Origin of the sequence: Micromonospora sp. NPDC050784, from assembly GCF_044456765.1 — a bacterium.
Classification (GTDB): Bacteria; Actinomycetota; Actinomycetes; order Mycobacteriales; family Micromonosporaceae; genus Micromonospora; species Micromonospora foliorum.
Map to the genome: position 1 here is coordinate 55,934 of NZ_JBITGG010000009.1, position 22,358 is coordinate 78,291.

16 protein-coding genes are annotated in these 22,358 nt (G+C 72.8%); 3 read left to right on the top strand and 13 right to left on the bottom strand.

The window, feature by feature from the left end:
• Positions 1 to 2 precede the first annotated feature (2 nt).
• From ACIBD9_RS14480 to ACIBD9_RS14505, 6 genes are all read right to left on the bottom strand, one after another.
• Positions 3 to 938: an ABC transporter permease gene (locus ACIBD9_RS14480; protein WP_396717634.1), complete on the bottom strand. Its 936-nt coding sequence runs from the start codon at positions 936 to 938 to the stop codon at positions 3 to 5.
• A 1-nt stretch (position 939) separates the two neighbouring features.
• On the bottom strand, positions 940 to 2,583 hold the full coding sequence (locus tag ACIBD9_RS14485; RefSeq protein WP_396717636.1) for an ABC transporter substrate-binding protein: 1,644 nt from the start codon (positions 2,581 to 2,583) through the stop codon (positions 940 to 942).
• A 401-nt stretch (positions 2,584 to 2,984) separates the two neighbouring features.
• Entirely contained in the window at positions 2,985 to 3,893 is a 909-nt protein-coding gene (locus tag ACIBD9_RS14490) for a zinc-binding dehydrogenase (RefSeq protein WP_396717638.1), read from the bottom strand.
• A 41-nt stretch (positions 3,894 to 3,934) separates the two neighbouring features.
• A complete protein-coding gene (locus ACIBD9_RS14495; RefSeq protein ID WP_396717640.1) occupies positions 3,935 to 4,468 on the bottom strand; it encodes a flavin reductase family protein in 534 nt (177 codons plus the stop codon).
• A gap of 32 nt (positions 4,469 to 4,500) precedes the next feature.
• Positions 4,501 to 4,893, bottom strand: a complete 393-nt coding sequence (locus ACIBD9_RS14500) for a DUF1684 domain-containing protein (RefSeq protein ID WP_396717642.1) — start codon at positions 4,891 to 4,893, stop codon at positions 4,501 to 4,503.
• Between the two features lie 11 nt (positions 4,894 to 4,904).
• Entirely contained in the window at positions 4,905 to 5,339 is a 435-nt protein-coding gene (locus ACIBD9_RS14505; protein ID WP_396717644.1) for a hypothetical protein, read from the bottom strand.
• 368 nt (positions 5,340 to 5,707) lie between these two features.
• On the opposite strand from ACIBD9_RS14505, the gene ACIBD9_RS14510 reads away from it, so the two are divergent.
• Positions 5,708 to 6,505 carry an SAM-dependent methyltransferase gene (locus tag ACIBD9_RS14510; protein ID WP_396717646.1) on the top strand — a complete coding sequence of 266 codons (798 nt, stop codon included), beginning with the start codon at positions 5,708 to 5,710 and terminating at the stop codon, positions 6,503 to 6,505.
• A 55-nt stretch (positions 6,506 to 6,560) separates the two neighbouring features.
• On the opposite strand, the gene ACIBD9_RS14515 is transcribed toward ACIBD9_RS14510, so the two are convergent.
• Positions 6,561 to 7,289 carry a cellulose binding domain-containing protein gene (locus ACIBD9_RS14515; RefSeq protein WP_396717648.1) on the bottom strand — a complete coding sequence of 243 codons (729 nt, stop codon included), beginning with the start codon at positions 7,287 to 7,289 and terminating at the stop codon, positions 6,561 to 6,563.
• A gap of 316 nt (positions 7,290 to 7,605) precedes the next feature.
• On the opposite strand from ACIBD9_RS14515, the gene ACIBD9_RS14520 reads away from it, so the two are divergent.
• Positions 7,606 to 8,679, top strand: coding sequence for a hypothetical protein (locus ACIBD9_RS14520; protein WP_396717650.1), 1,074 nt, complete (start codon positions 7,606 to 7,608; stop codon positions 8,677 to 8,679).
• A gap of 125 nt (positions 8,680 to 8,804) precedes the next feature.
• Here ACIBD9_RS14520 and ACIBD9_RS14525 read toward each other — a convergent pair whose 3' ends face one another.
• The gene (locus ACIBD9_RS14525; protein ID WP_396717652.1) at positions 8,805 to 10,061 is read right to left on the bottom strand and encodes a phosphodiester glycosidase family protein; all 1,257 of its coding nucleotides are present in this window, start codon (positions 10,059 to 10,061) and stop codon (positions 8,805 to 8,807) included.
• Between the two features lie 357 nt (positions 10,062 to 10,418).
• On the opposite strand from ACIBD9_RS14525, the gene ACIBD9_RS14530 reads away from it, so the two are divergent.
• Entirely contained in the window at positions 10,419 to 15,881 is a 5,463-nt protein-coding gene (locus ACIBD9_RS14530) for a carboxyl transferase domain-containing protein (RefSeq protein WP_396717655.1), read from the top strand.
• Positions 15,882 to 16,018: 137 nt separating this feature from the next.
• Here ACIBD9_RS14530 and ACIBD9_RS14535 read toward each other — a convergent pair whose 3' ends face one another.
• The 5 genes from ACIBD9_RS14535 to ACIBD9_RS14555 all read right to left on the bottom strand — a co-directional run bounded on the left by ACIBD9_RS14535 (position 16,019) and on the right by ACIBD9_RS14555 (position 22,334).
• Positions 16,019 to 16,906 carry a peptidoglycan DD-metalloendopeptidase family protein gene (locus ACIBD9_RS14535; RefSeq protein ID WP_396717657.1) on the bottom strand — a complete coding sequence of 296 codons (888 nt, stop codon included), beginning with the start codon at positions 16,904 to 16,906 and terminating at the stop codon, positions 16,019 to 16,021.
• Between the two features lie 72 nt (positions 16,907 to 16,978).
• Positions 16,979 to 18,037 (bottom strand): threonine aldolase family protein, encoded by a 1,059-nt coding sequence (locus ACIBD9_RS14540; protein WP_396717659.1) that lies wholly within the window; start codon positions 18,035 to 18,037, stop codon positions 16,979 to 16,981.
• Between the two features lie 17 nt (positions 18,038 to 18,054).
• Positions 18,055 to 18,633, bottom strand: a complete 579-nt coding sequence (locus ACIBD9_RS14545; RefSeq protein ID WP_396717661.1) for a sigma-70 family RNA polymerase sigma factor — start codon at positions 18,631 to 18,633, stop codon at positions 18,055 to 18,057.
• A gap of 171 nt (positions 18,634 to 18,804) precedes the next feature.
• Entirely contained in the window at positions 18,805 to 20,631 is a 1,827-nt protein-coding gene (locus ACIBD9_RS14550) for an ABC transporter ATP-binding protein (protein ID WP_396717663.1), read from the bottom strand.
• Positions 20,628 to 22,334 (bottom strand): ABC transporter transmembrane domain-containing protein, encoded by a 1,707-nt coding sequence (locus tag ACIBD9_RS14555; protein ID WP_396717666.1) that lies wholly within the window; start codon positions 22,332 to 22,334, stop codon positions 20,628 to 20,630. The genes ACIBD9_RS14550 and ACIBD9_RS14555 overlap by 4 nt, the downstream gene beginning before the upstream one ends.
• Between the last annotated feature and the right edge of the window lie 24 nt (positions 22,335 to 22,358).

Genomic DNA, 22,358 nt, shown 5'->3' on the forward strand with positions numbered 1-22,358 from the left:
GGTCAGCTCCTTCGCAGACGCGGGTCGACCAGCAGGTAAGCCAGGTCGGCTGCGGTGTTGACCACGACGTAGCCGGCGGCGGAGAGGGTGACCACGGCCAGCACCACCGGCATGTCCCGGGTGGTGACCGCGGTGAGGGTGACCTGGCCGAGGCCGGGCCGGCCGAAGACCTGTTCGACGATGACGGTGCCGCCGACCACGATGCCGAAGACCCAGCCGGCCAGGCTGACGGCCGCCAGGAGGGCGTGCCGCATCGCGTGTCGCACCAACACCGTTCGTTCCCGTAGGCCCCGGGAGCGGGCGGTGAGCACGAAGGGCTCGTCGAGGGCTCTGTCGATGCCGTCGCGCAGCACCTGGGCCAGGAGTCCGGCGATGGGCAGCGCGAGGGTGATGGCGGGGAGCACCAACGCGGCGATCCCCCGGTCACCGGAGACCGGGAAGAGCCCGAACCGGAACGACAGCACACTGAGCAGCAGGAGCCCGATCAGGAACGGTGGGGAGGAGACCAGCAGCAGTTCGGTGCCGGAGCTGACCCGGCGCAGCCACGGTCGCCGGTCACCGGCGGTGGCCACCGCGACGAGCAGGGCGAGCAGCACCCCGAGGCCGGCGGCGGCGACCGCGAGGGTGAGGGTCGGGGCGAGTTGTTCCCCGATCACCTCGGCGACGGGGCGTTGCAACAGGTACGAGCGGCCCAGGTCGCCGCCGCCGAGTCGCCCGAGGTAGTCGAGGTACTGCACGACGGCCGGCCGCTGCAGGCCCCACTCGGCGATGATCTCGGCACGGATCTGCGGGGTGTCGGCACCGTCGCCGACGATGTTGTCCACGGTTTCGCCGGGGGCGGCCAGCAGCGCCAGGTAGGCGGCGGTGGCCGCGACCCAGAGGACGACCAGGCCGGCACCGAGCCGGCGAGCCACGGCACGTACGGGTGGGCGGCTCATGTCACTTGCCGATCCACAGGTCGTACGCGCTGGCGGGCACCCCGGCGGTGGGCTCGAAGCGCACTCCGCCGACGCCGGTGCTGGCGGCGATCTGGTCGGCCGGCGCGTACAGGGGCAGCAGGAGGGCCTGGTCGGCGACGACCTGTTGTTGCAGGTCGGCGTAGATGCCGGCGCGCTTCGTCGGGTCGGCGGCGGCCTGACCGGCCTCCAGGAGCCGGTCGATTCGCGGGTCGTTGACCTGGGTCCGGTTGATGCCGCCCTTCGAGTGCAGCAGCAGGTTGAGCGCGGCGCCGGCGTCGGTGTCGGCGCGGGAGTTGTCGAAGACCTCGTACTCGTTGCGCTGGAACGCGTCGGTGGCGGTGCCCTGGTCGACAAGCGACACCTTGAGGTCGATGCCGGCGCTCCGCTTGACGGCGGCCTGCACGGCCTGGGCCAGGACGTCGCGGCGGTCCCGGACGAAGGGTGCGGACTGCACGAGCCGTACGGTGAGCCGCTTGCCCGCCTTCACCCGGTAGCCGTCGGCGTCCCGGGCAGCCCAGCCGGCCTGGTCGAGCAGGGTGTTCGCCGTGGCGGTGTCGCCGCTGTAGCCGCCTTCGAGGCGCTTGTCGTAGAGCGGGCTGGACGGGCTGATCACGCTCCAGGCGCGGGTGGCGGTGTCGCGGTAGACGGACCTCAGAACGGTCTCGACGTCGACGGCCTCCTGGAACGCCTGCCGGACGCGCAGGTCGTCGAAGGGCGCGTGCGAGGTGTTGAAGTAGTACGAGTAGGCGGAGCCGGAGTTGAGTTCGCGGCTCAGGCGCAGCGTCCGGTTGCCGGTGATCAGCGGCTGATCCGTGGCGGGCACCCCCTCGATGAGCTGCACCTGGTTCGACGTGAGGGCCCCGACGCGCACCGACGACTCCTTGAGGAACCGGTAGGTGATCCCGTCGAGGTAGGCCGGGCCGGTGTGCGTCGCGGTGGGCGGCGCCCAGTCGTAGCTGGCGTTACGCCGATAGCGCAGCTCCTGGCCGGGGACGTAGCGGTCCAGCACGAACGGCCCGGTGCCGACCACGTCGATGCCGCCGGCCTTGAGGTTCTTGGCCTGACGTAGCGACGTCGGGGAGATCTGCGCGCCCTGCGGGGAGGCCAGGAAGTCGAGGATGAGCACGTCCGGCGCGCTGAGGACGAGCCGTACGGTGCGCGGGTCGACGGCTTCGACGGCCTTGAGGTTGCGCAGTTGGACGGCGGCGACGGCCGGGGCGTACCCGGGTTCCCGGAGCTTGTCGATGTTGGCCTTGACGGCGGCCGAGTCGAAGGGCGTGCCGTCGGAGAAGGTGACCCGGTCGCGCAGCGTCAGGGTGTAGGTCAGCCCGTCCGGCGCGACCGTCCAGCCGGTCGCGAGCCAGGGTACGAGCTTGCTCTGCTGGTCGTAGGTGAGCAGCGACTCGAAGGTGTTCCAAACGAGCAGTCGGGCCTTGGCCTGGGCGTACTGGTGCGGGTTGAGGGTGATCGGCTCGGTCTCCACCGCCCAGGTGAGGGTGCCGCCGGAGCGGGGCTGGCCGGCGGCCTCGGCGGCCGGGGCGGCCCCGGTGGAGCAGCCGGCGACGACGGCGAGCAGTGCGGCGAGCGCGGGGGCGGCCAGGGTTCGCAGACGGATTGCGGGCATGGTGAGTTCTCCTGTCCAGGCAGGCGGATGCGGGTATGCCGACACCCGGCCCCGCGCAGGAGTCATGGGCCGGTGAGGGTGTCGGTGCGGTGGCGGCGCGGCGGTGCGCCCCACCCCGGCGGGCCGGTGCGGCGGGCCGGGTTACGGGCGAGGGTGCCGGGTCAGGCCAGACAGGAACTCGACCACACTCGACCGAAGTCGATGTGGCCGCGGATCGTCAGCCGCAGCTCGCTGGACATGAGCCGAGTCCACCTCCAGAGCCCCGCGGTGTCAACGAATCCGTCGCCGGATGTCGGCTATCGCACGGGTGGACGTCGATTCGTTGACGCATAACCTACTAAGGCTATAGGATTTACAGGGATTGCGCCTGACCGATGGGTCAAGGCCGGGAGCCACCGGCCTCAATCCAGGTCGAGCACGACCTTGCCGGCCACCCGGCGTCCCCGCAGCGCCTCGGCCGCCTCCCCGAGATGCTGCCACGAGCCGCGCCAGCCGACCGGCGGGCGCAGCACCTGACGTGCCACGAGATCCGCCAGGACCGCGAGATCCGGCCCTGCGGCGGTGGCGTCACCGAAGGAGCGCAGCGTCCGTGCCGGGCCGGGAGCGAACGTGGAGTTCACCGGGAAGGCCGCCGGCTCGCCGGACGCCCAGCCGATGCTGTGCAGCACCCCACCCGGGGCCAGCAGACCCCAGGCGGTCACCAGGGAGGGGCCGCCGACCGTCTCCAGCACCACGTCGACCGGGTCGGCGACCGCGTCGAGACCGACCACCACCTCGTCCGCGCCCAGCGCCGCCAGCCCTGCGCCACGAGCCGCAGAGCCCACCGCCGCGACCACGTACGCGCCGCCGTGCCGGGCGAGCTGGACGGCGACCCGACCCACGCCCCCGGACGCCCCCGTGATCAGCACCCGTCGGCCGAGGAGCGCGCCCGACGACCGCAAGGTACGCAGCGCGGTCAGGCCGACCATGGGCAGTGCGGCCACCTCCGCCAGGTCGACGACGGCGGGGACCACCGCCACGCTGTCCACGTCGAACACCGCTAGGCCGGCCCACGCGCCCGCCCCGAAGGCGACCACCCGCTCGCCCTCGCGGGGGCCGGAGCCATCGGTCGCGCCGCGCGCCACGTAACCCGCCGCGTCGTGCCCGAGCACGCTCCCGGCCGGCCAGACGCCGAGGTGCTGAATCTCGCCGGCATTGACGGCGGCGTGCCGCACCTCGACCAGGACCTGCCCGGGGCCGGGGACGGGATCCGGCACCTCCGTCAGCCGGAACCCCTCAGGCGTGTCCGGAGCGGCGACGATCGCGCGCATGGCCTCCCCCTCATCGTGGATCGCGCGTGCGATACCGCTGGTCAGGCGGCGGGACGGCGGACCGCCCCGTTCTGGTCGCCGGCCAGCCCGGCGTAGCGCCCCCGGTGGTACAGCAGGGGTGAACCGACGTCGGCGTGCCGGAGCACCTCCGGCTCGGCCAGCACCACGGCGTGGTCGCCGACGGTCACCCGGTCGACTACCCGGCAGAACAGCCAGGCCAGGGTGTCATCGAGGATGGGCACCCCCTCCGGGCCAGCCCGCCAGCGGGTGGGTGTCGCGAACCGGTCGATGCCGCTGGTCGCGAAGGTCCGGGCCAGTTCCTGCTGATGGTGGGCGAGCAGGTGCACGGCCACGTGGCGGGCACGGGCGACCGCGGGCCAACTCGACGACCCGAGGTTCAGGCAGAACGAGACGATCGGCGGCGCCAGCGACACCGAGGTGAACGAGGTGGCGGTGAAGCCGACCGCCGGCGAGCCGGGAGCGGTGACCACCGTGACGGTGCTGGCCTGGTGGCGCAGCAACGTCCGTAGCGCGTCGCTGTCGGCGTCGATCGGGGCGTCGGTGGACTGGGTCATGGCGATCCTCCCGAGGGGTTGGTCCGCTGGGCCTACGAACGGTCGGCAGCCAGCCGCTCGTACGGGGTCTTCTCGCCGGCCTCGACGGCGATCGGCAGCCGGTTCTCCGCCGGGGGCAGCGGGCAGGTCGCGAAGTCGGTGTACGCGCACGGCAGGTTGGTGGCCCGGTTGAAGTCGAGGCTGACCCGCCCCTGCTCGTCCGGTGCGTCGACCGTCAGCGACCGGTTGGCCGGATAGGTCGTGACGCCGGAGGTGGCGTCGGTGAACAGCACCGACAGGCTCCCGGGCACGTGGCCGTTGAACGCGGTCAGGCTCAGCGGCACCCCGTCGACGGCGAACTCGATGCGACCAGGGGCGTCGTAGACGTGCGTGAGCCCCTCCACGGCCGCGCCGACGGTGGTCGACCGAGGGTTGTCGAACGGCACGAAGCGCCCGATCAGGACCCAGCGGCGGCTGGGCGAGTGCCCCGGTAGGCGACACGGAGTGGGTGATCCGGGCGCCGGGGACGGAGGATGTCGTGCCCACCCCGGCGGGCCACCTCCAGCACCCCACCGTCGATGCCGACGGTGACGCCGCCGCGCTCGGCGATCGGCCCGAACACGTGCCTGCCCCGAACCGGCTGGTCGTCGACGGTCAGCTCCTCGTCGTCGCCGAGAGCCACCACCGGGCCGCCCTCGCCGGTGTGCCACTCCCCCGGCACGTCGGGGAAACGCTGAGGTTCCGAGGTGAGCCAGTGCAGACCGGTGACGGCGAGGAAGCCGTGCGGGTCGGCACGAGCCTCCTCGTGGCGTCGGTGCCACCGCCGCCATTCCTCGTCGAACTCGGGCCGCGGGTCCACGGCGGTGGGTGTTGGGGCGTCGTTGATCGTCACAGGTCCTCCTCGACGGGGGTGCACCTCCGCGCTCGCGGGGTGCGGGATGACCGGTCGCGCGCCGGTCGCGGAGCCGGCGGCAGACACCGGGCTGGCGAGGGCTGAGAGCCCGTTCAGGCGGGGATGGGCGCGCCTGGACAGAGCTGCGCGGCGACCCGCATCAGGTCGACGACCCGGCGGGAGGTGAACAACCGAACGAGCGGCATGCGGTCGATTTTCCTACCAGGAAGGTAGGATTTCAAGCCCCCAGGTCGAGCGAAGTGCCGTCAGCCGCCGACCCTGCGTCGACAGTGGACCTTGGCCGAGTACGATCCCGGGCGTACCGCTGTGATGACCTCCAGCTGACGACCCCTCGATAGGAGCCAGGCATGGCCGGCCCGGACCCCGAACTCGCCGCGAAGCTTCAGCCTGACGTGCCGCACGCGGCACGGATCTGGAACTACTGGATGGGCGGCAAGGACAACTTCCAGTCCGACCGGGCGGCCGGCGACGCTGTCGCCGAGGTCTACCCGGAGATCGTCCTCATGGCGCAGCAGTCGCGCGTGTTCCTGGTGCGGGCCGTGCGGTACCTCGCGGCCGAGGCGGGCATCCGGCAGTTCCTGGACATCGGCACCGGCCTGCCCACCATGCAGAACACGCACGCGGTCGCCCAGGGCATCGCGCCCGACTCGCGGATCGTCTACGTGGACAACGACCCGATGGTGCTGGTGCACGCGCGGGCGCTGCTGGCCAGCACCACGTCGGAGGGTGTCACCACCTACGTACCGGCCGACTACCACGACCCGGAGAAGATCCTCGCCGAGGCGGCGCAGACGCTCGACTTCGACCAGCCCATCGCCGTGATGTACATGGGCGTGATGGGCTACGAGCCCGACCTGGACGTGGTGCGCTCGATCGTCGGGCGCACGATGGACGCGGTGCCGTCCGGCTCCCACCTGGTGCTCTGGGACGGCACCAACACCAGCCCGGCGGTGGTCTCCGGTGCCGACCGGCTGGCGCAGAGCGGCGGAGTCCCGTACATCCTGCGCAGCCCGGAGGAGCTCGAGAGTTGCTTCGACGGGCTGACGATGGTGGAGCCGGGCCTGGTGCCCATTCCGCTGTGGCGACCAGAGGAGTCCGACGCCGTCGGGATCGACGCCTACGGCGCGGTGGCTCGCAAACCCTGACCGACATGACGTCCGCCCCGCTCCCGCCATCGCGCCGGAGCGGGGCGGACGTCGTTCACCGCTCGCAGGTCAGGGTCAGGCCCTCGGGCACCGCGCTGCTTGCCACGAGCAGGCCGAAGGTCGTCGCCCCGTCCAGCGTCAACGTCCCGTTGTAGGAGGCGTTGCGAACGGTGACGTCGGCGCCGGCCATCTCGGCCGCCCCGCCCCAGACCGTCTGGATGCGCTCGTCACCGGACCACCGCCAGGAGACCCGCCACCGGTCCAGCGGCAGCGACCCGGTGTTGCGGACCGTGACCGTCGCGACGAAGCCGCTGCCCCAGTGGGCGTCGACCGTGGCCGTCGCCCGGCACGAGGTCAGCGAGGCGGTGCGGGCCGAGGCGATCACGTACGGGTCCCGTCGGCCCTCGACGTCGGTGAACCGGTACCAGTACTCCGTGCCGGGCGTCAGCCCGTCGATGGTCACCGAGCCGTTGCGCTCCGGCCCGGAGACGCCCTCGGCGACCGGGGCCCGCCACTGTTGGGCGTCCTCGCGGCTGGTGAAGAGGCTGACGGTCATCGGCGGGTCGTAGCCGCAGGGCGGGCGGAAGAAGATGACGTACGAGATGGTCAGGCTGGTGGTGGTGGCCCCGGCCACGCTCGCGCTGATCGGTATCGCTGGTGGGCAGGTCGGCGTCGGCGTCGGTGTGGCCGACGGCGTGGGCGTGGGTGTCGCCTCGGCGGCGGTGGTCGTCCCGGTCCAGGCGGCCAGCGCCATGGTCGTGACAGCGAGGAACATGCGAAGCATCCGGTACCTCCGTGGTTACCGGGCACCGATGACCGAGGTGGTTGCCGGTGCCGCGCTCGGGTTTCCGGTCCCGACGAGGCTGCCCGGCACGGGTGACATGGCCACCTCATGCGCCCCGTGGGCCGGAGGAGATCTGGTGCGCGCTGGCTCCCCGAGCACGACCGAACCACAGCATGGCAGTCGGTGAGCATCGATACAACCCGATCCCGATCCCGTCGAACATCGTCCGCTTTCTCGTCGCCGCAGGGACACCCGCCGGGCCCCCGAACCCCGAATGATCTATTACGGTCTATTCATTCGGACACGGGAGCACACCATGCTCGACGCAAACAACGCGACCCGGCGACCCCGGGTGGTCAGGGCACTGGTCGCGGCAGGCGCTGCGGCGGTGCTGGCGGCTGCCGCGCTGGCCGCACCCACCCCCGCCAGTGCCGCCGTCAGCCGGGCCGAGCTGGCCCTCCGCTGGGCGCCCATCCACTACCAGGACGTCGACGCCACCGGCAGCCACGCCCTCAGCGGGCAGTCGGACTACCTCACCCGGGTCGACTTCGACGGCGACCTGGACGGACGCAACAACTGGGACCGGGCTGGCCAGGCCGGCAACCCACTCGCCGCGCACGTGTACTACTCCGTCGTGGAGACGAGCACCCACTGGTACATCACGTACTTCTTCTTCCACCCTCGGGACTGGACCGACCACCCCTTCTTCGAGACCGAGCACGAGAACGACGGTGAGGGCGCGCTGTTCGCGATCGAGCGCGACGGCTCCACGTACGGCGTTCTCCGCTCTGCCGTCACGGTCGCGCACAGCGACTTCTTCTCCTACACGCCGACCGGCAGCACCTGGACCAGCGGCGCGGAGAGCGTCGACGGCACCCTGGGGTTCCAGGCGTCACCGCACGACGCGTTCCAGCACCCGGTGACGGCGCAGGAGGCGCAGGGCCACGGCCTCAAGGCACACCCGCAGTACGACATCAACGGCGACGGCCTGGTCTACTACCCGTCCACCGTCGCCGAGACGCCGAGCAGCGGCAACGACCGCGACGTGCGGTATCAGCTGGTCGACATCTTCGCCGCCGGCGGCCTGTGGGCGCAGCGGTCCAACGCGAGCCTGTTCGCCAGTCTGGGCACGTTCGCCGGTGACACGTCCGGCGACTGCGGCGTCGGCACCTGGAGCTGTTCGACCAACTCGGCCAACGCGCCCTGGGGCTGGGACGACGGCAACGACGCCCCGGCGCGGGGTGAGATCGCCAGCGACCCGGCGAAACTGTCGGCCGCGTACTTCACGGTGCCGACCGGCCTGGCCCGCACCTACAGCTACAACCCGTACGCCGGGGCGGCGGCGGCGCTCGCCGAGGCGGCGAGGACGGCACCGCCGACCGTCGACTGATCTCGGTCGACCTCATTGTCCGACCGGGGGTGACAGTCTCGGGCGAGGGCGGACCCCTCCGGGCGGTACGCGAATTCGCCCCGTCCGGCAGCTGCGGGCGGGGCGAATTCGAGCGGGTGCACCGATCAGTGCTTGCCCACGAAGATCCCGATGCCGTTGGCGACCATTCGCTCCGTACCGTCGGACGGGCTGTTGCGGGCGGTGGCCGCGGCCTGGCCCGGCTCGCGGACGGCGACGGTGCTCGAACCGCCGCCGTCGAGGTTCACGGCGGCGTCCGCGCCGAGCGAGCGCATCAGGTCGGCCAGCTCGGCGATCGTGAACCCGGCGCTGGCCGGGGCACGGCCGGCCAGGGCGACCAGGTAGACGGTCCGACCGTCGGGGCTGGCTCCGGCCGCGCTGCGTACCGCGGCGGTCTTGGTGTCCAGGCCGGCCAGCGGCGCACCGTCGCGCAGGATCGGCGCGCCACCGACCGCGAAGGTTAGCTTCGGTTTGCCGGCGGAGACCAGCTTCTCGCGCACCTGCACCCGGTCACCGACGGCGAGGTCGTCGAGCGCGTCCGCGCCGCCCTCCCGACCGACGAGCACCTGGGTGTCGGCCGGGATCGCGCCCGCGCCGGGCGTCTGGCCCACCGCGGTCACCACACCGTCGCGGACGGTCACCTCGTAGGTGTGGGTGCTGCACGGGTCGCTGCGGCTCGTGTCGGTGCCGCAGGTGGACCGGACCCGGGAGGCGGTTCCCCAGTCGGCGGTGAACAGGCCGACGCCGCCGACCGGGAGGGCGTACTGGTTGAGGCCGCCCAGCGCGATCGTGCCCTTCCCGCTGCGCACCTCGCCGTCCAGGCTCAGGGTGTCGACGCGGGCCTTGCCGTTCACGCCGACGCCGAACACGTCGCGGGTCGAGGTGCCGGGGGCGAGGCCGGGGCCGAAACGCTGCGCGGTCGGCACCGCGAACTTCAGCTCCTCGCCGTCGGCGATCTCCGGGCCGGACGACGAGTAGGTCGGGGTGACGCCCGCGTGCGTCTCACTGTTGTTGAAGAAGTCGCCGTTGACGCCGGCGACGGCACCCTGCTCGTTCGTCATCGCCGAGACGACAGTGCGCTGCGCCACCGCGTCGGGGTGCAGCAGGTCCAGGGAGACCGTGTTCTTCTTCAGGTCGGCCGTGAGCAGGTAACCGACGGTCACGCCCCGGGGCGTGGTCACCTCGAACGAGCCGTACGTGACGCCCGGGGCGAGCTGCTCGGTCGAGGTGATGGTGATCGGGGCGCCCGTCGCGGGTACCGTGGCGGTCGCGGCGTGGGCGACGCCGGCCGGCGTGACGAGCGTGGTCAGCCCCGCCGCGAGCAGCAGCGCCAGACGTGGGCGTACGAGGTGCGGTGACCTCATCGCCGCTCCTTTCCTGGTGCGTTCCTGGCCTGGGCCGGGATGGTCGAACCGGCCGGCGGTTGACCGGGCCGGCGATGATCTTCCTGGTCAGCCGATCACCCGGGGGTGAACGCGGGAGGCCGCGGACGTGAACCGCCCGCACCGTCTTGATCAACTGCCGGAGCGGCCGGATCGGGTCGACGGAGGTCGGCGCGAGCCCGGGGTGCCAAAAAGTTTTGTGCACTTCCTACAACTGAGGGACGGTGGCTTCGGTGGTTGCGCCATAGCGCTGGCCGCCGCCACCCGGAAAAGTGATCACTGCTGGGAGCCGTCGTCTCTCGGCACGCAGGGTCGAGGTCTAGCTAAGGGGTTCTTCGGGTGTTCAACCGTGTCGCCATCGTCAACCGTGGTGAAGCCGCCATGCGGCTCATCCACGCGGTCCGCGAGCTGGCCGCGGAGACCGGCATCCAACTCGAAACCGTGGCTCTCTATACCGATGTCGACCGCAACGCCACGTTCGTCCGCGAAGCGGACATCGCCTACGACCTCGGCCCGGCATCCGCCCGCCCCTACCTCAACCTGGCGGTGCTGGAGCGCGCCCTGACCGAGACCGGGGCCGACGCCGCGTGGGTCGGTTGGGGCTTCGTCGCCGAGGATCCGGCGTTCGCCGAGCTGTGCGAGAAGATCGGCGTCACCTTCGTCGGGCCGAGCCCGGACGCCATGCGCCAACTCGGCGACAAGATCGGCTCAAAGCTGATCGCCGAGGAGGTCGGCGTGCCGGTCGCGCCGTGGAGCCGCGGTGCCGTCGAGACCCTGGACGCCGCACGTGCCTCGGCGGCCGAGGTCGGCTACCCGCTGATGCTGAAGGCGACCGCGGGCGGCGGCGGGCGCGGCATCCGCGTGATCAGGAACGAAGCCGAGCTGGTCGACGCGTACGAGCGCACCAGCCAGGAGGCGGCGCGGGCCTTCGGCAGCGGCATCGTGTTCCTGGAGCGCCTGGTCACCGGGGCTCGGCACGTCGAGGTCCAGGTGATCGCCGACGGACAGGGCACCGCGTGGGCGCTCGGCGTCCGCGACTGCTCCGTGCAACGACGCAACCAGAAGGTCATCGAGGAGTCGGCGTCGCCGGTGCTCGACCCGGCGCAGGCCGCCGAGCTGAAGACGTCGGCCGAGCGGCTGGCCGTGGCGGTCGGTTACCGCGGCGCGGCGACCGTCGAGTTCCTCTACCACCCCGGCGACCGGTTGTTCGCGTTCCTCGAGGTCAACACCCGCTTGCAGGTCGAGCACCCGATCACCGAGCTGACCACCGGGTTCGACCTGGTCAAGGCGCAGCTGCACGTCGCCGCCGGCGGGCGGCTCGAAGGTGCGCCGCCGGCCGAGCGCGGGCACGCCATCGAGGCGCGGCTCAACGCCGAGGACCCCGACCGCGACTTCGCGCCGTCGCCCGGCCGCATCGCCCGGCTGGACCTGCCCAGTGGCCCCGGCATCCGGGTGGACACCGGCGTCAGCGAGGGCGACACCATCCCGGCCGACTTCGACTCGATGATCGCGAAGATCATCGCGTACGGCCGGGACCGCGACGAGGCGCTCGGCAAGCTGCGCCGGGCGATGGCGAACACCACGGTGATCATCGAGGGTGGCGCGACGAACAAGAGCTTCGTGCTCGACCTGCTCGACCAGCCCGAGGTGATCGACGCCAGCGCGGACACCGGCTGGATCGACCGCGTCCGCGGCGAGGGCCGGCTCGTCACGCACCGCCACTCCGCGGTCGCCCTGGCCGCCGCCGCCATCGAGGCGTACGAGGAGGAGGAGCGCGTCGAGCGGCAGCGGCTGCTGTCGACGGCGGCCGGCGGACGCCCGCAGGTGCAGCACGCCAGCGGCCGACCGTTGGACCTCAAGCTGCGCGGCGTCGGCTACCGCACGCGGGTGGCGCGCGTCGGCGCGCACCGGTTCCGGGTCGGCATCGAGACCGGCCCGGTGGTGCGCACCGCCGACGTCGAACTCGACCGCTTCGACAGGCACACCGGTCAGATCGTCGTCAACGGCATCCGCTACCGCCTGCTCACCGGCACGTACGGGCCGACCCACCTGGTCGAGGTGGACGGCGTGACGCACCGGGTCAGCCGGGACGAGGGTGGCGTCCTGCGCTCCCCGATGCCCGCGCTGGTCGTCGCCACGCCACTGGAGGTCGGCGCCGAGGTCGAGGCGGGCGCGCCGGTGCTGGTGCTGGAAGCGATGAAGATGGAGACGGTGCTGCGGGCGCCGTTCCGGGCGCGGCTCAAGGAGTGCGCCGTCTCGGTGGGCAGCCAGGTGGAGGCCGGTGCGCCGCTGCTGCGCCTGGAGCCGCTCGCGGACGACGCCGAGGAGAACACCGACGACGCGAGCACCGAGACCGTCGAACTGGACCTGCCCACCGCCACCGCGGACATCCCGGCGGACGAGCGCAGCAGGCGCGGTCAGGAGGACCTTCGCGGTCTGCTGCTCGGCTTCGACGTCGACCCGCACGACGACCGCCGGGTGCTCGACGACTACCTCACCGCACGGCGGGCGACCACCGAAGCCGGTCAGCGGCCCCTGGCCGCCGAACTCGACCTCATCGAGGTGTTCGCCGACCTCGCCGAGCTGAGCCGCAACCGGCCGACGGGCGAGGACGGCGGCGCCGCGCACGTGCACAGCGCCCGGGAGTACTTCCACACCTACCTGCAGAGCCTCGACGTCGAGCGGGCCGGGCTGCCCGAGGCCTTCCAGACCAGGCTGGGCAAGGCGCTCGGCCGGTACGGCGTCACCGACCTGGACCGCACTCCCGCCCTCGAAGCGGCCGTCTTCCGGATCTTCCTCGCCCAGCAGCGCGCCTCCGCGGACGCGCAGGTCGTCGCGGCGCTGCTGCGCGCCTGGCTGCGGGAGACCCCGCCGGACGAGACGCTGCGCGAGCCGGCCGGTCTCGCACTGGAGCGGCTGATCGCCGCGACGCAGGTCCGCTTCCCCGTGGTCGCGGACCTCGCCCGCGGCGTGGTGTTCGCCTGGTTCGCCCAGCCGCTGCTGCGCCGCAACCGCGCCCGGGTCTACGCCGAGGTCCGTGGTCACCTGCGGCACCTCGACACGCACCCGGACGCGGCAGACCGCGCCGAGCGCATTGCCGAGATGGTGCGCAGCACCGAGCCGTTGGTCCGGCTGCTCGGCCAGCGGCTCGTCCGCGACCACCTCGACAACGCGGTGATGTTGGAGGTGCTGACCCGGCGGTACTACGGCAACCGGTCGCTCACCAGCGTGCGTACCCGCCAGGTCGGGGACTGCACGTTCGTGGTCGCCGAGCGCGCCGACTCGAGTGTGGTCTCCGCCGCGGTGAGCTTCGACGCGCTGGGCAGCGCCCTGCGCGGGCTGGCCGAGCTGGCCACCGGCGAGGACTCCGTGGACGCCGACATCTACCTCGGCTGGGAGAACCAGCCAGAGGACTTCGACGCGATGGCGGCGGCGCTGGCCGAGGTCATCGCCGCGCACCCGCTGCCGCCCCAGGTCCGTCGGGTGACCACCACCGTGGCGGGTCGCGGCGGGGCGGTCATGCACCACCACTTCACCTTCCGTCCGTCGGGCGCCCAGTTGACCGAGGACCGGCTGATCCGTGGGCTGCACCCGTACATCGCGCAGCGGATGCAACTGGAGCGGCTGCACAAGTTCGACCTGACCCGGCTGCCGTCGTCGGACGAGGAGGTCTACCTCTTCCAGTGCGTGGCGCGGGAGAACCGGGCCGACGAGCGCCTCGTCGCGTTCGCGCAGGTGCGTGACCTGACCGAGCTTCGCGAGCAGGACGGCCGCCTGGTCGCGCTGCCGACGGCCGAGGACGCCATCGCCACCTGCCTCGACTCGATCCGCCGCGCCCAGTCGCGGCGGCCGTCGAAGACGCGCTTCAACACCAACCGCATCGTGGTCTACGTGTGGCCGCCGAGCGAGCTGACCCGCGAGGAGATGGAGATGATCGCCGGGCGGGTCCGCCCGACGACCGCGGGCGCCGGCCTGGAGGAGATCCTGTTCATCGCGCGGCAGCGCGACCGCCGGACCGGCGAGCTGACCAGGATCGCCGTACGGATCTCGTTCGACGCCGCGGGCGGCGCCGAGCTGGCCGTCGGGGAGCCGCCGGTCGAGCCGATCGAGCCGCTCGACGAGTACCGGCTCAAGGTGCTGCGGGCCAGCAGCCGCAACACCGTGTACCCGTACGAGCTGACCGGCCGGCTCGGTGACTTCGTCGAGTACGACCTGGACGACCACCACGTGCTGGTGCCGGTGGACCGGCCGAAGGGGCGCAACGGCGCCGCCATCGTGGCCGGGGTGGTCACCACGCCGACCGAGCGCTACCCGCAGGGCGTCACCCGGGTGGTGCTGCTCGGCGACCCGACGAAGTCGCTGGGCGCCCTGTCCGAGCCGGAGTGCCGGCGCGTGATCGCCGCACTGGACCTGGCCGAGCGGATGCAGGTGCCGCTGGAGTGGTGGGCGCTCTCCGCCGGCGCGCGGATCTCGATGACCTCCGGTACGGAGAACATGGACTGGGTGGCCGCGGCGCTCAAGCGGATCGTCGAGTTCACCCAGGCCGGCGGTGAGATCAACATCGTGGTCGCGGGCATCAACGTCGGCGCGCAGCCGTACTGGAACGCCGAGGCGACGATGCTCATGCACACCAAGGGCATCCTGGTGATGACGCCAGACTCGGCGATGGTGCTCACCGGCAAGCAGTCTCTCGACTTCTCCGGCGGTGTGTCGGCCGAGGACAACTTCGGCATCGGCGGCTATGACCGGGTGATGGGGCCGAACGGGCAGGCGCAGTACTGGGCGCCGAACCTGACGGCCGCACGGGACGTGGTGATGGCGCACTACGACCACACGTACGTCGCGCCCGGCGAGGACGCGCCCCGACGGGCCGTCACCACCGACCCGGTCGACCGCGACATCTCCGCCTTCCCGCACGACGTGGCGGGCAGCGCCTTCGCCACCGTCGGGGAGATCTTCTCCGTCGAGGCCAACCCGGACCGCAAGAAGCCGTTCGACATCCGCACGGTGATGCGGGCCCTCTCCGACCAGGACCACCCGGTGCTGGAGCGCTGGGCCGGCATGGCGGACGCGGACACCGCGGTCGTGCAGGACGTCCACCTCGGTGGCATTCCGGTCTGCCTGCTCGGCATCGAGTCCCGGTCGGTGCCGCGGCACGGCTTCCCGCCCACCGACGGCCCGGACACGTACACGGCGGGCACGCTGTTCCCCCGCTCGTCGAAGAAGGCCGCGCGGGCGATCAACGCGGCCAGCGGCAACCGGCCGCTCGTCGTGCTGGCGAACCTGTCCGGCTTCGACGGCTCACCGGAGTCGATGCGCAAGCTGCAACTGGAGTACGGCGCCGAGATCGGCCGGGCGATCGTCAACTTCCGGGGGCCCATCGTCTTCTGCGTGATCTCGCGCTACCACGGCGGTGCGTTCGTGGTGTTCTCGAAGGCGTTGAACCCGAACATGACGGTGCTGGCGCTGGAGGGCTCGTTCGCCTCGGTGCTCGGTGGCGCACCCGCCGCCGCGGTGGTGTTCTCCGCCGACGTCAACGCCCGTACGGCGGCCGACCCGCGGGTGCGGGACCTGGAGGCCCGCACCGCCGCCGCGACCGGCACCGAACGCGCCGCGCTGACCGCGGAGCTCGACGAGCTGCGCTCGTCGGTGCGCGCGGAGAAACTCAGCGAGGTGGCGGCCGAGTTCGACCGGGTGCACAACATCCACCGCGCCGTCGAGGTCGGCTCGGTGGACGCCGTCATCCGCGCCGCCGAGCTGCGTCCGCGCATCATCGAGGCCATCGAAACCCGCCTGGGTTAGCGCGGGCGGTACGCCCACACCACCGTCAGCACCACCGGTCGTCGACCGGTGGTGCTGACCGTCAGGGGGTGGTCCGCTGAGCGGTCTAGCTGAGCGCCGCGTTCAGCGCGACGGCGACGGCAGGGTGGCCGAGCGGGTCAGTCCCACTGGTTCTGGTTGAGGAACCGGGCGAAGCCCCGCCACGAGTTCGGCCCCATCACCCCGTCGATCGGGCCGGTGTAGCCCCACCCCGAGGCGAGCCGCTGAACGGCTTTCCAGGTGTTCGTCCCGGGCACGCCGTCGAGAGGACCGGTGTAGCCGTACCCGCGCATGGCCTGCTGCAGGGCCGCGTAGGTCCCCGTACCGGGAACGCCGTCGATCGGGCCCGTGTAGCCGGAGGTGATCCGCAACCAGTTCTGCATCCGCTTGTAGAAGACGGTGCCGGGGATGCCGTCCTGTTCGGTGGACGTCTTCGGCAGGCCGCCGCCACCCGGGTTCTGGCCGATGTAGGTCAGCGGGTTGATGCGGACGCCGCTCGGGTTGATCATGTGCCAGTGCAGGTGCGGACCGGTGGAGCTGCCTGATCCGGGTGCGCCCACCGCGCCACCGGACCGTCCGACGATCGCGCCGGCGCTCACGGCGGTGCCGTTGGCCAGCAGGAACTGGGACAGGTGCAGGTACTGACTGCGGTAGCCGTCCGCGTGCTGGATGGTGACGGTGTGGCCGCCCGTACCGTTGTTCGGGATGTTCTGGATCGTGCCGGCGCCACAGGCCGGCAGGTTGGTCCCGACGCCCATCCCGAAGTCGATACCGCCGAGCGAACCGCTGTTGAGGTGGTCCTGCCAGGTGCCGGTGATCCGGTAGCCGGCGAACGGGTTGTAGATCACGGGTGCGGCGGACGCGATCCCCGGCAGGCCGACGACACCGCCGACAGCCAGGGCACCGGTGGTCAACACGGTGCCGCGCAGCAGCCTGCGACGGCTCAACCGGGTCGGCGGCCGTTCCCCGTCGCCGCCACAGCAGACGGGTGGATGTTCGTGGTTCATCGCCGGCCTCCGTACGGTCGCAGTTGACCATGGACCAGCCGAGGTTAGCCGCCGCAGTGGCACGGATCAATGTCAGGTGACGTGGCGCAGCAGCTCGTGGAGGAATGTGACGACCTCGTCCGGGGCGAGGTCCATGGCGTTCTCCCCGACGCTGACCTCGAACGAGCACCGGTCCGGATCTGGCGCGGACCGTACCCGCCCGAACAGCTCCACCCCGTCGGCGGCGAGCAGGGCGTCGGCGGCCCGCGTCGCGGCGTCCGGGCCGACCGGGAGGTGGACGTGGAAGATCGGCGTCTGCGGTGGGTCCGGGAAGGCGCGGGCCACCCCGTCGGCGTTGATGGCCGCCGCGATCGCCACCGCGTGCTCCCGGTGCGCCGGCAGCCGGGGCAGCAGGGTGTCCAGGCCGTGCAGTGCGGTGAGCGCCAGCGGCCACGCGTCGTAGACGTCGCCGCCGAGCCGCCGGCGCCACACCTGGGCCTCGGCCACCAGGGCGGCGTCCCCGGCCAGGGCGGCACCGCCAACGCCCTGCAGTCCCTTGTAGAACGAGACGTACGCACTGTCGAACAGCGCGGCGATCTCGGCGAACGGCCGCTGGTAGTACGTCTGGGCCTCCCACAGGCGGGCGCCGTCGAGGTGGATGGCCGCGCCGCGCTCACGCATCGCTTCGGTCTGCGTGACGAGGTCGTCCCACTCCGGCAGCAGCCCACCGATGTCCCGTTGCGGCAGCTCCCAGACCGCCGCCGCGAGCGGTTCGGCGACGGAGGCGAGATCGGCCAGGGTCATCAGCCGGTGGCGGTCGCCGACGGGCTGGAAGCGCAACCCGTGCACGACGGCGTACCCCTGCTGCTCCCAGGCCTCCAGGTGACACTGCGGATGGGCGGCGAAGGCCCGCCTGCCGCGGCGGTCGGCGTGGATGCGCAGGGCCACCTGCTGCGCCATCGTCCCGGACGGGAAGAAGAGGGCTTCGTCCGTGCCGAGCAGGGAGGCCACACGCCGTTCGAGGACGGCAACCGGCCCGTCCGGTCCGTTCGGCGGTGTGGCCGGGTCGACCTGGGCCAGCATCGACCGCAGCAGGTCGTACGGCCGACGGCGCAGCTCGGAGTGCAGAAACAGGGAACGCCGCACACTCATTGCGGCAGTATCCACCTTCAGCCGGTTCGTCGCCCGTGGCCCGGGTCGGTGTCGGCCTGCCAGGCGGCGACGAGATCCTCGCGCGCCCGGGCGACCCGGGAACGGATCGTGCCGACGGGGCACTGGCAGACGTCCGCCGCCTCGGCGTAGGACAGGCCGAGCACCTGGGTGGCGACGAACGCCTCGCGGCGCTCCCGGGTCAGGCCGGCGATCAGCTGGTGCAGGGTCACGCCCTCGTCGGCACCGGCGGTGATCGCACCGGCGGCCTCGGCCGCCGCCTGCCAGTCCGGCACCGAAGCCGTCCTCGGCCGGGCCACCGCCGTCCGGACGTGGTCCACGGCAACGCGCCGGGCGATGGTGAACACCCAGGTACGGGCCGACGAGCGGCCGGCGAAGCCGGGCAGGTTGCGGATCGCCCGCAGGAACGTCTCCTGGGTCAGGTCGTCGGCCTCCCCCGGCCCGGCCAGGTGCGACAGGAACCGCCAGACCTGGTCCTGTAGTGCCCGGATGAACGCCGTGGCGGCCTGCCGGTCACCCTGGCCCGCCTCCCGCGCCCACCGGGTCACCTGGTCGTCGTCAGCGACGCCGTTTCGCACAGACCACCGTCCTGTGTGCCACGGGCCGCTCCTTGATGCCGAGATGCCGCCGTCGGAACGCCGCCGGTCGGCCGCGCACTCTGGTGGTCGCCGGCCGGTCCGGAAAAGTTCCCGGGGTTCCCACGTTCGACTGATTTCGCGGATGTCCGAGGGGATGGGAACCGGGGCCGCTCAGCTCGGGACGGGCTGGTCCGCGCTCTCGCGTTCGCGCGGGACCACGAGGTCGGGCACGCTCCACGAGCGCCACAGCTGGCTGTACCCGCCCCCGGCGCGGAGCAGCTCGGCGTGGGTGCCGTGCTCGGCGACCCGCCCCTGGTCGAGGACGACGATGCGGTCCGCGGTGGCCGCCTGACTGAGTCGGTGGGCCACGATCAGCGTGGTACGGCCCTCGGTGGCCGCCACGGCGGCGCGGTCGAGGTCGCGCGCCCCCGCGCTGCCCGCCTCGGCGGTGGCCTCGTCGAGGACCGCGACGGCCGGGTCCGCGAGAGCGAGGCGGGCCAGCGCGAGCTGCTGGGCCTGGGCCGAGGTGAGCTGCCGCCCACCCTCCCCCACCGCGGTGGCGAGACCGTCCGGCAGGGTCCGCACCCACTCGGTGGCGCCGACGAGGTCGAGGGCGGCGGCGATCTCGGCGTCGGTGGCGTTGGGGTCGGCGAGGCGCAGGTCGTCGGCGAGCGGCCCGGCGAAGACGTGCACCTCCTGGCTGATCAGGGCGATCTCGCGACGGAGGCGGTGCTCGTCGAGCTGTGCCAGCGGCACGCCGCGCAGGGTCACCGCGCCGTCGGTGGGCGCGATGATGCCGGCGATGATGCCGGCGAGGGTGCTCTTGCCCGCGCCGCTCGCGCCGACCAGGGCGACGCGCTCCCCCGGTGCGAGACGCAGGGCGATGTCCCGCAGCACCACCGGCCCGTCGTCGTAGCGGTGCCGCGCGACGGTCACCTCCAGTGCCGCCGGGACGCCCCGGTCGGGGCGGGTGGGCTCGGTGCCGGCGGGGACCGCGGTGTCCGGCAGGGTGGTGACCCCGACGAGTCGGGCCAGGCTGGCCCCGGCCTGCAGCACCGAGTCCGACTCGAACAGCAGCAGGCCGATGGGGTTGAAGAGGCGGTGGAAGTAGAGCGCGGCCGTGGTGGCGGCTCCGACGGTGGCCAGGTCGCCGCGTACCAGCAGGAAGCCGGCGAGCAGCACGGCGGCGAGCCCCACGAACTCCGAGCGGTTGATGCGCAGCCCGAAGCGGGTGTAGAGACCGAAGATCTCCAGCGACAGGTCGCGGGCGACGCCGGAGCGCTCCGCGATCCGCGCGACGTGGGCGTCCTCCATCCGGTAGGCGCGCACGGTCGCCGCGCCCCGCAGCGCCTCGGCCGTCGCCTGCGCGCGCTCGCCGGTCGCCACCCGCTCGCGGGCGTAGTAGGGCACCGAACGCTTGAGGTACCAGCGCAGCGCCACCGCGTACGCCGGGGCCGCGGCCAACCCGGCGATGCCGAGTCGCCAGTCGAGGGCGAAGAGCCCCGCCGCGGTCAACACGACGGACAGCAGCGCGCCGAGGAAGGCGGGTCCGCTGGTGGCGATCACATTCGTCACCACGGCCACGTCGTCGCCGGCACGGGCCACCAGATCCCCGGTCCCGGCCCGTTCCAGGGTGGCCGACGGCAGGTGCAGGGCACGGTCGAGGACCCGCTCCCGGAGTCTCGCCAGCACGGTCTCGCCGAGGCGCGCGGCGACCGCCGCTCCGACCGCGGTGAGGAGCCCCGCGAGTACGGCGGCGCCCGCGATCACGCCGGCCCAGGCGATCACCCGCGCCGTGTCGGTTCCGGCGATGACGTCGTCGACGAGGCGGCCGAGCACCCAAGGGGCGACCAGCCCGGTCGCGGCGGCGGCGACCAGCAACGTGCCGGCGACGGCGCTGAGCCCGGGCAGGAGGGCCAGCTCGGTACGGAGGGCGGCCCAGGTCTGCCGGCCGGTGGCCGTCGGCAGCAGGTGCCGGGTGATCGGCTCGGACGTCATCGCAGGGTCTCCTCCCGGTAGCGGGCGTCGCTGGCGAGCAACCGCTCGTGCGGGCCCTCGGCGACGACCCGTCCCCGGTCGATCACGGCGACCCGGTCGGTGATCCGCAGCAGCGCCGGGCTGGTGGTGATCAGCACCGTGCCGCGGGTTCCCGCCCCGCGAGCCTCGGCCAGCCTGGTGGCGAGCAACCCCTCGGTCACCGCGTCGATCGCCGTGGTGGGGTTGTGCAGCACCAGCACCGGCGGGTCGGCGACGAGCGCCCTCGCCAGCCCGATCCGCTGCCGCTGCCCGCCGGACAGGTTCGCCCCGCGTTCGGTGAGCAGGCGGTCCAACCCGTGCGGGTGCGCGGCGAGCACGTCCTCCGCGGCGGCGGCCCGCACGGCGGCACGCAGGACCTCGTCGTCGACGAAGGCGCCGGCACTGAGGTTGGCGCGCAGCGTCCCCTCGAACAGCGCCACGTCATGCTGCTCGACCAGGACCACGGCGCGCGCGGCGTCGATGTGCAGCTCGTCGGCGGGCACGCCGTCGATCAGGACCTTCCCCCGGTGCTCCGCGCGGGGCACCCGGCCGGCCAGCAGCGCGACCAGCGCCTCGGCATCACTCGGGTCGTAGGCGAGCACGCCCAGGATCTCACCAGCGCGGACGCGCAGGCTGACGCCGTCGAGGCCCGCGTACGAGACCCCGTCGAGGGCGAGCCGGGACGGGCTCGGGGCGGGCGGTCCGGCGTCACCGGGCTGCACCACCGGAGCGGCGCCGAGGACCCGGGCGACCCGCCCCGCCGAGGCTCGGGCCATGGCGAACAACTGGACGCAGTACCCGAGCGTCTGCACCGGCTCGGCGATGAACTGGGCCAGCCCGACCACGGCAACGAGTTCACCGATGGTGAGCCGGCCCTGCAGCGCGAGCCAGCCCGCGGCTCCGGCGACCGTCGCGAGGAAGAGACCGTTGACGGTGGTGGTGAGCCCGAGGTGCAGGCCCTTGGTGGTGGCGGCGCGCAGGGTGACGTCGAGCGCGTGGCGACTGGCCCCCGCGTACCGGCGGGCGGCGTGGTCCTGCGCGCCGATGCCGCGCAGCACGCGCAGGCCGGTGACGAGGTCGACGGCGAGAGCGGTGGTGGCGGCGAGCGCCTCCTGCTGCGACGCGCTGCGCCGGGTGAGCAGCGGCGCCATCCGCTGGAGGGCGACGACCAGCAGGGGTACGCCGATGAGCACCCCGAGCCCGAGGGGCATGTCGACGACGAGTAGCGCGACGGCCGCGACCACGATGGCGGTGAGCGCCGCGGCGGTGAGTCCCGCGACCCGCACGACGAGCGCGGACAGCTCGGCGTCGGAAGCCGTCACGGACAGTAGCTCGCCGTCGCGCAGGCCCGACCGGCGTCCACGCGGGTCGAGGGCGCTGCGGACGATCTCGACCCGGGTGGCGTGCGCCTCGTGTTCGACGGCGGCGAACGCCAGTCGCGCGCCGGCCCGGTAGGCGAAGGCGAGCACGGTGAACAGGGCGGCCAGGCCTGCCAGCGAGAGCAGCAGGGCGCGGACGTCCCCGGTGGCCACCGCACGGTCGATGACCACGCCGATGGCCACCGGGACGAGGGCTTCGGTGGCCTGGTGGGTGCAGAGCAGCGCGATGCCGGCGGCCACCCGGGCGCGCTGTCGACGCAGCGCGCGACGGAGCACCACAGCACCGGTGGTCTCGGCGACTGTCACGCTCGGATCGATGAGGGCACGGCG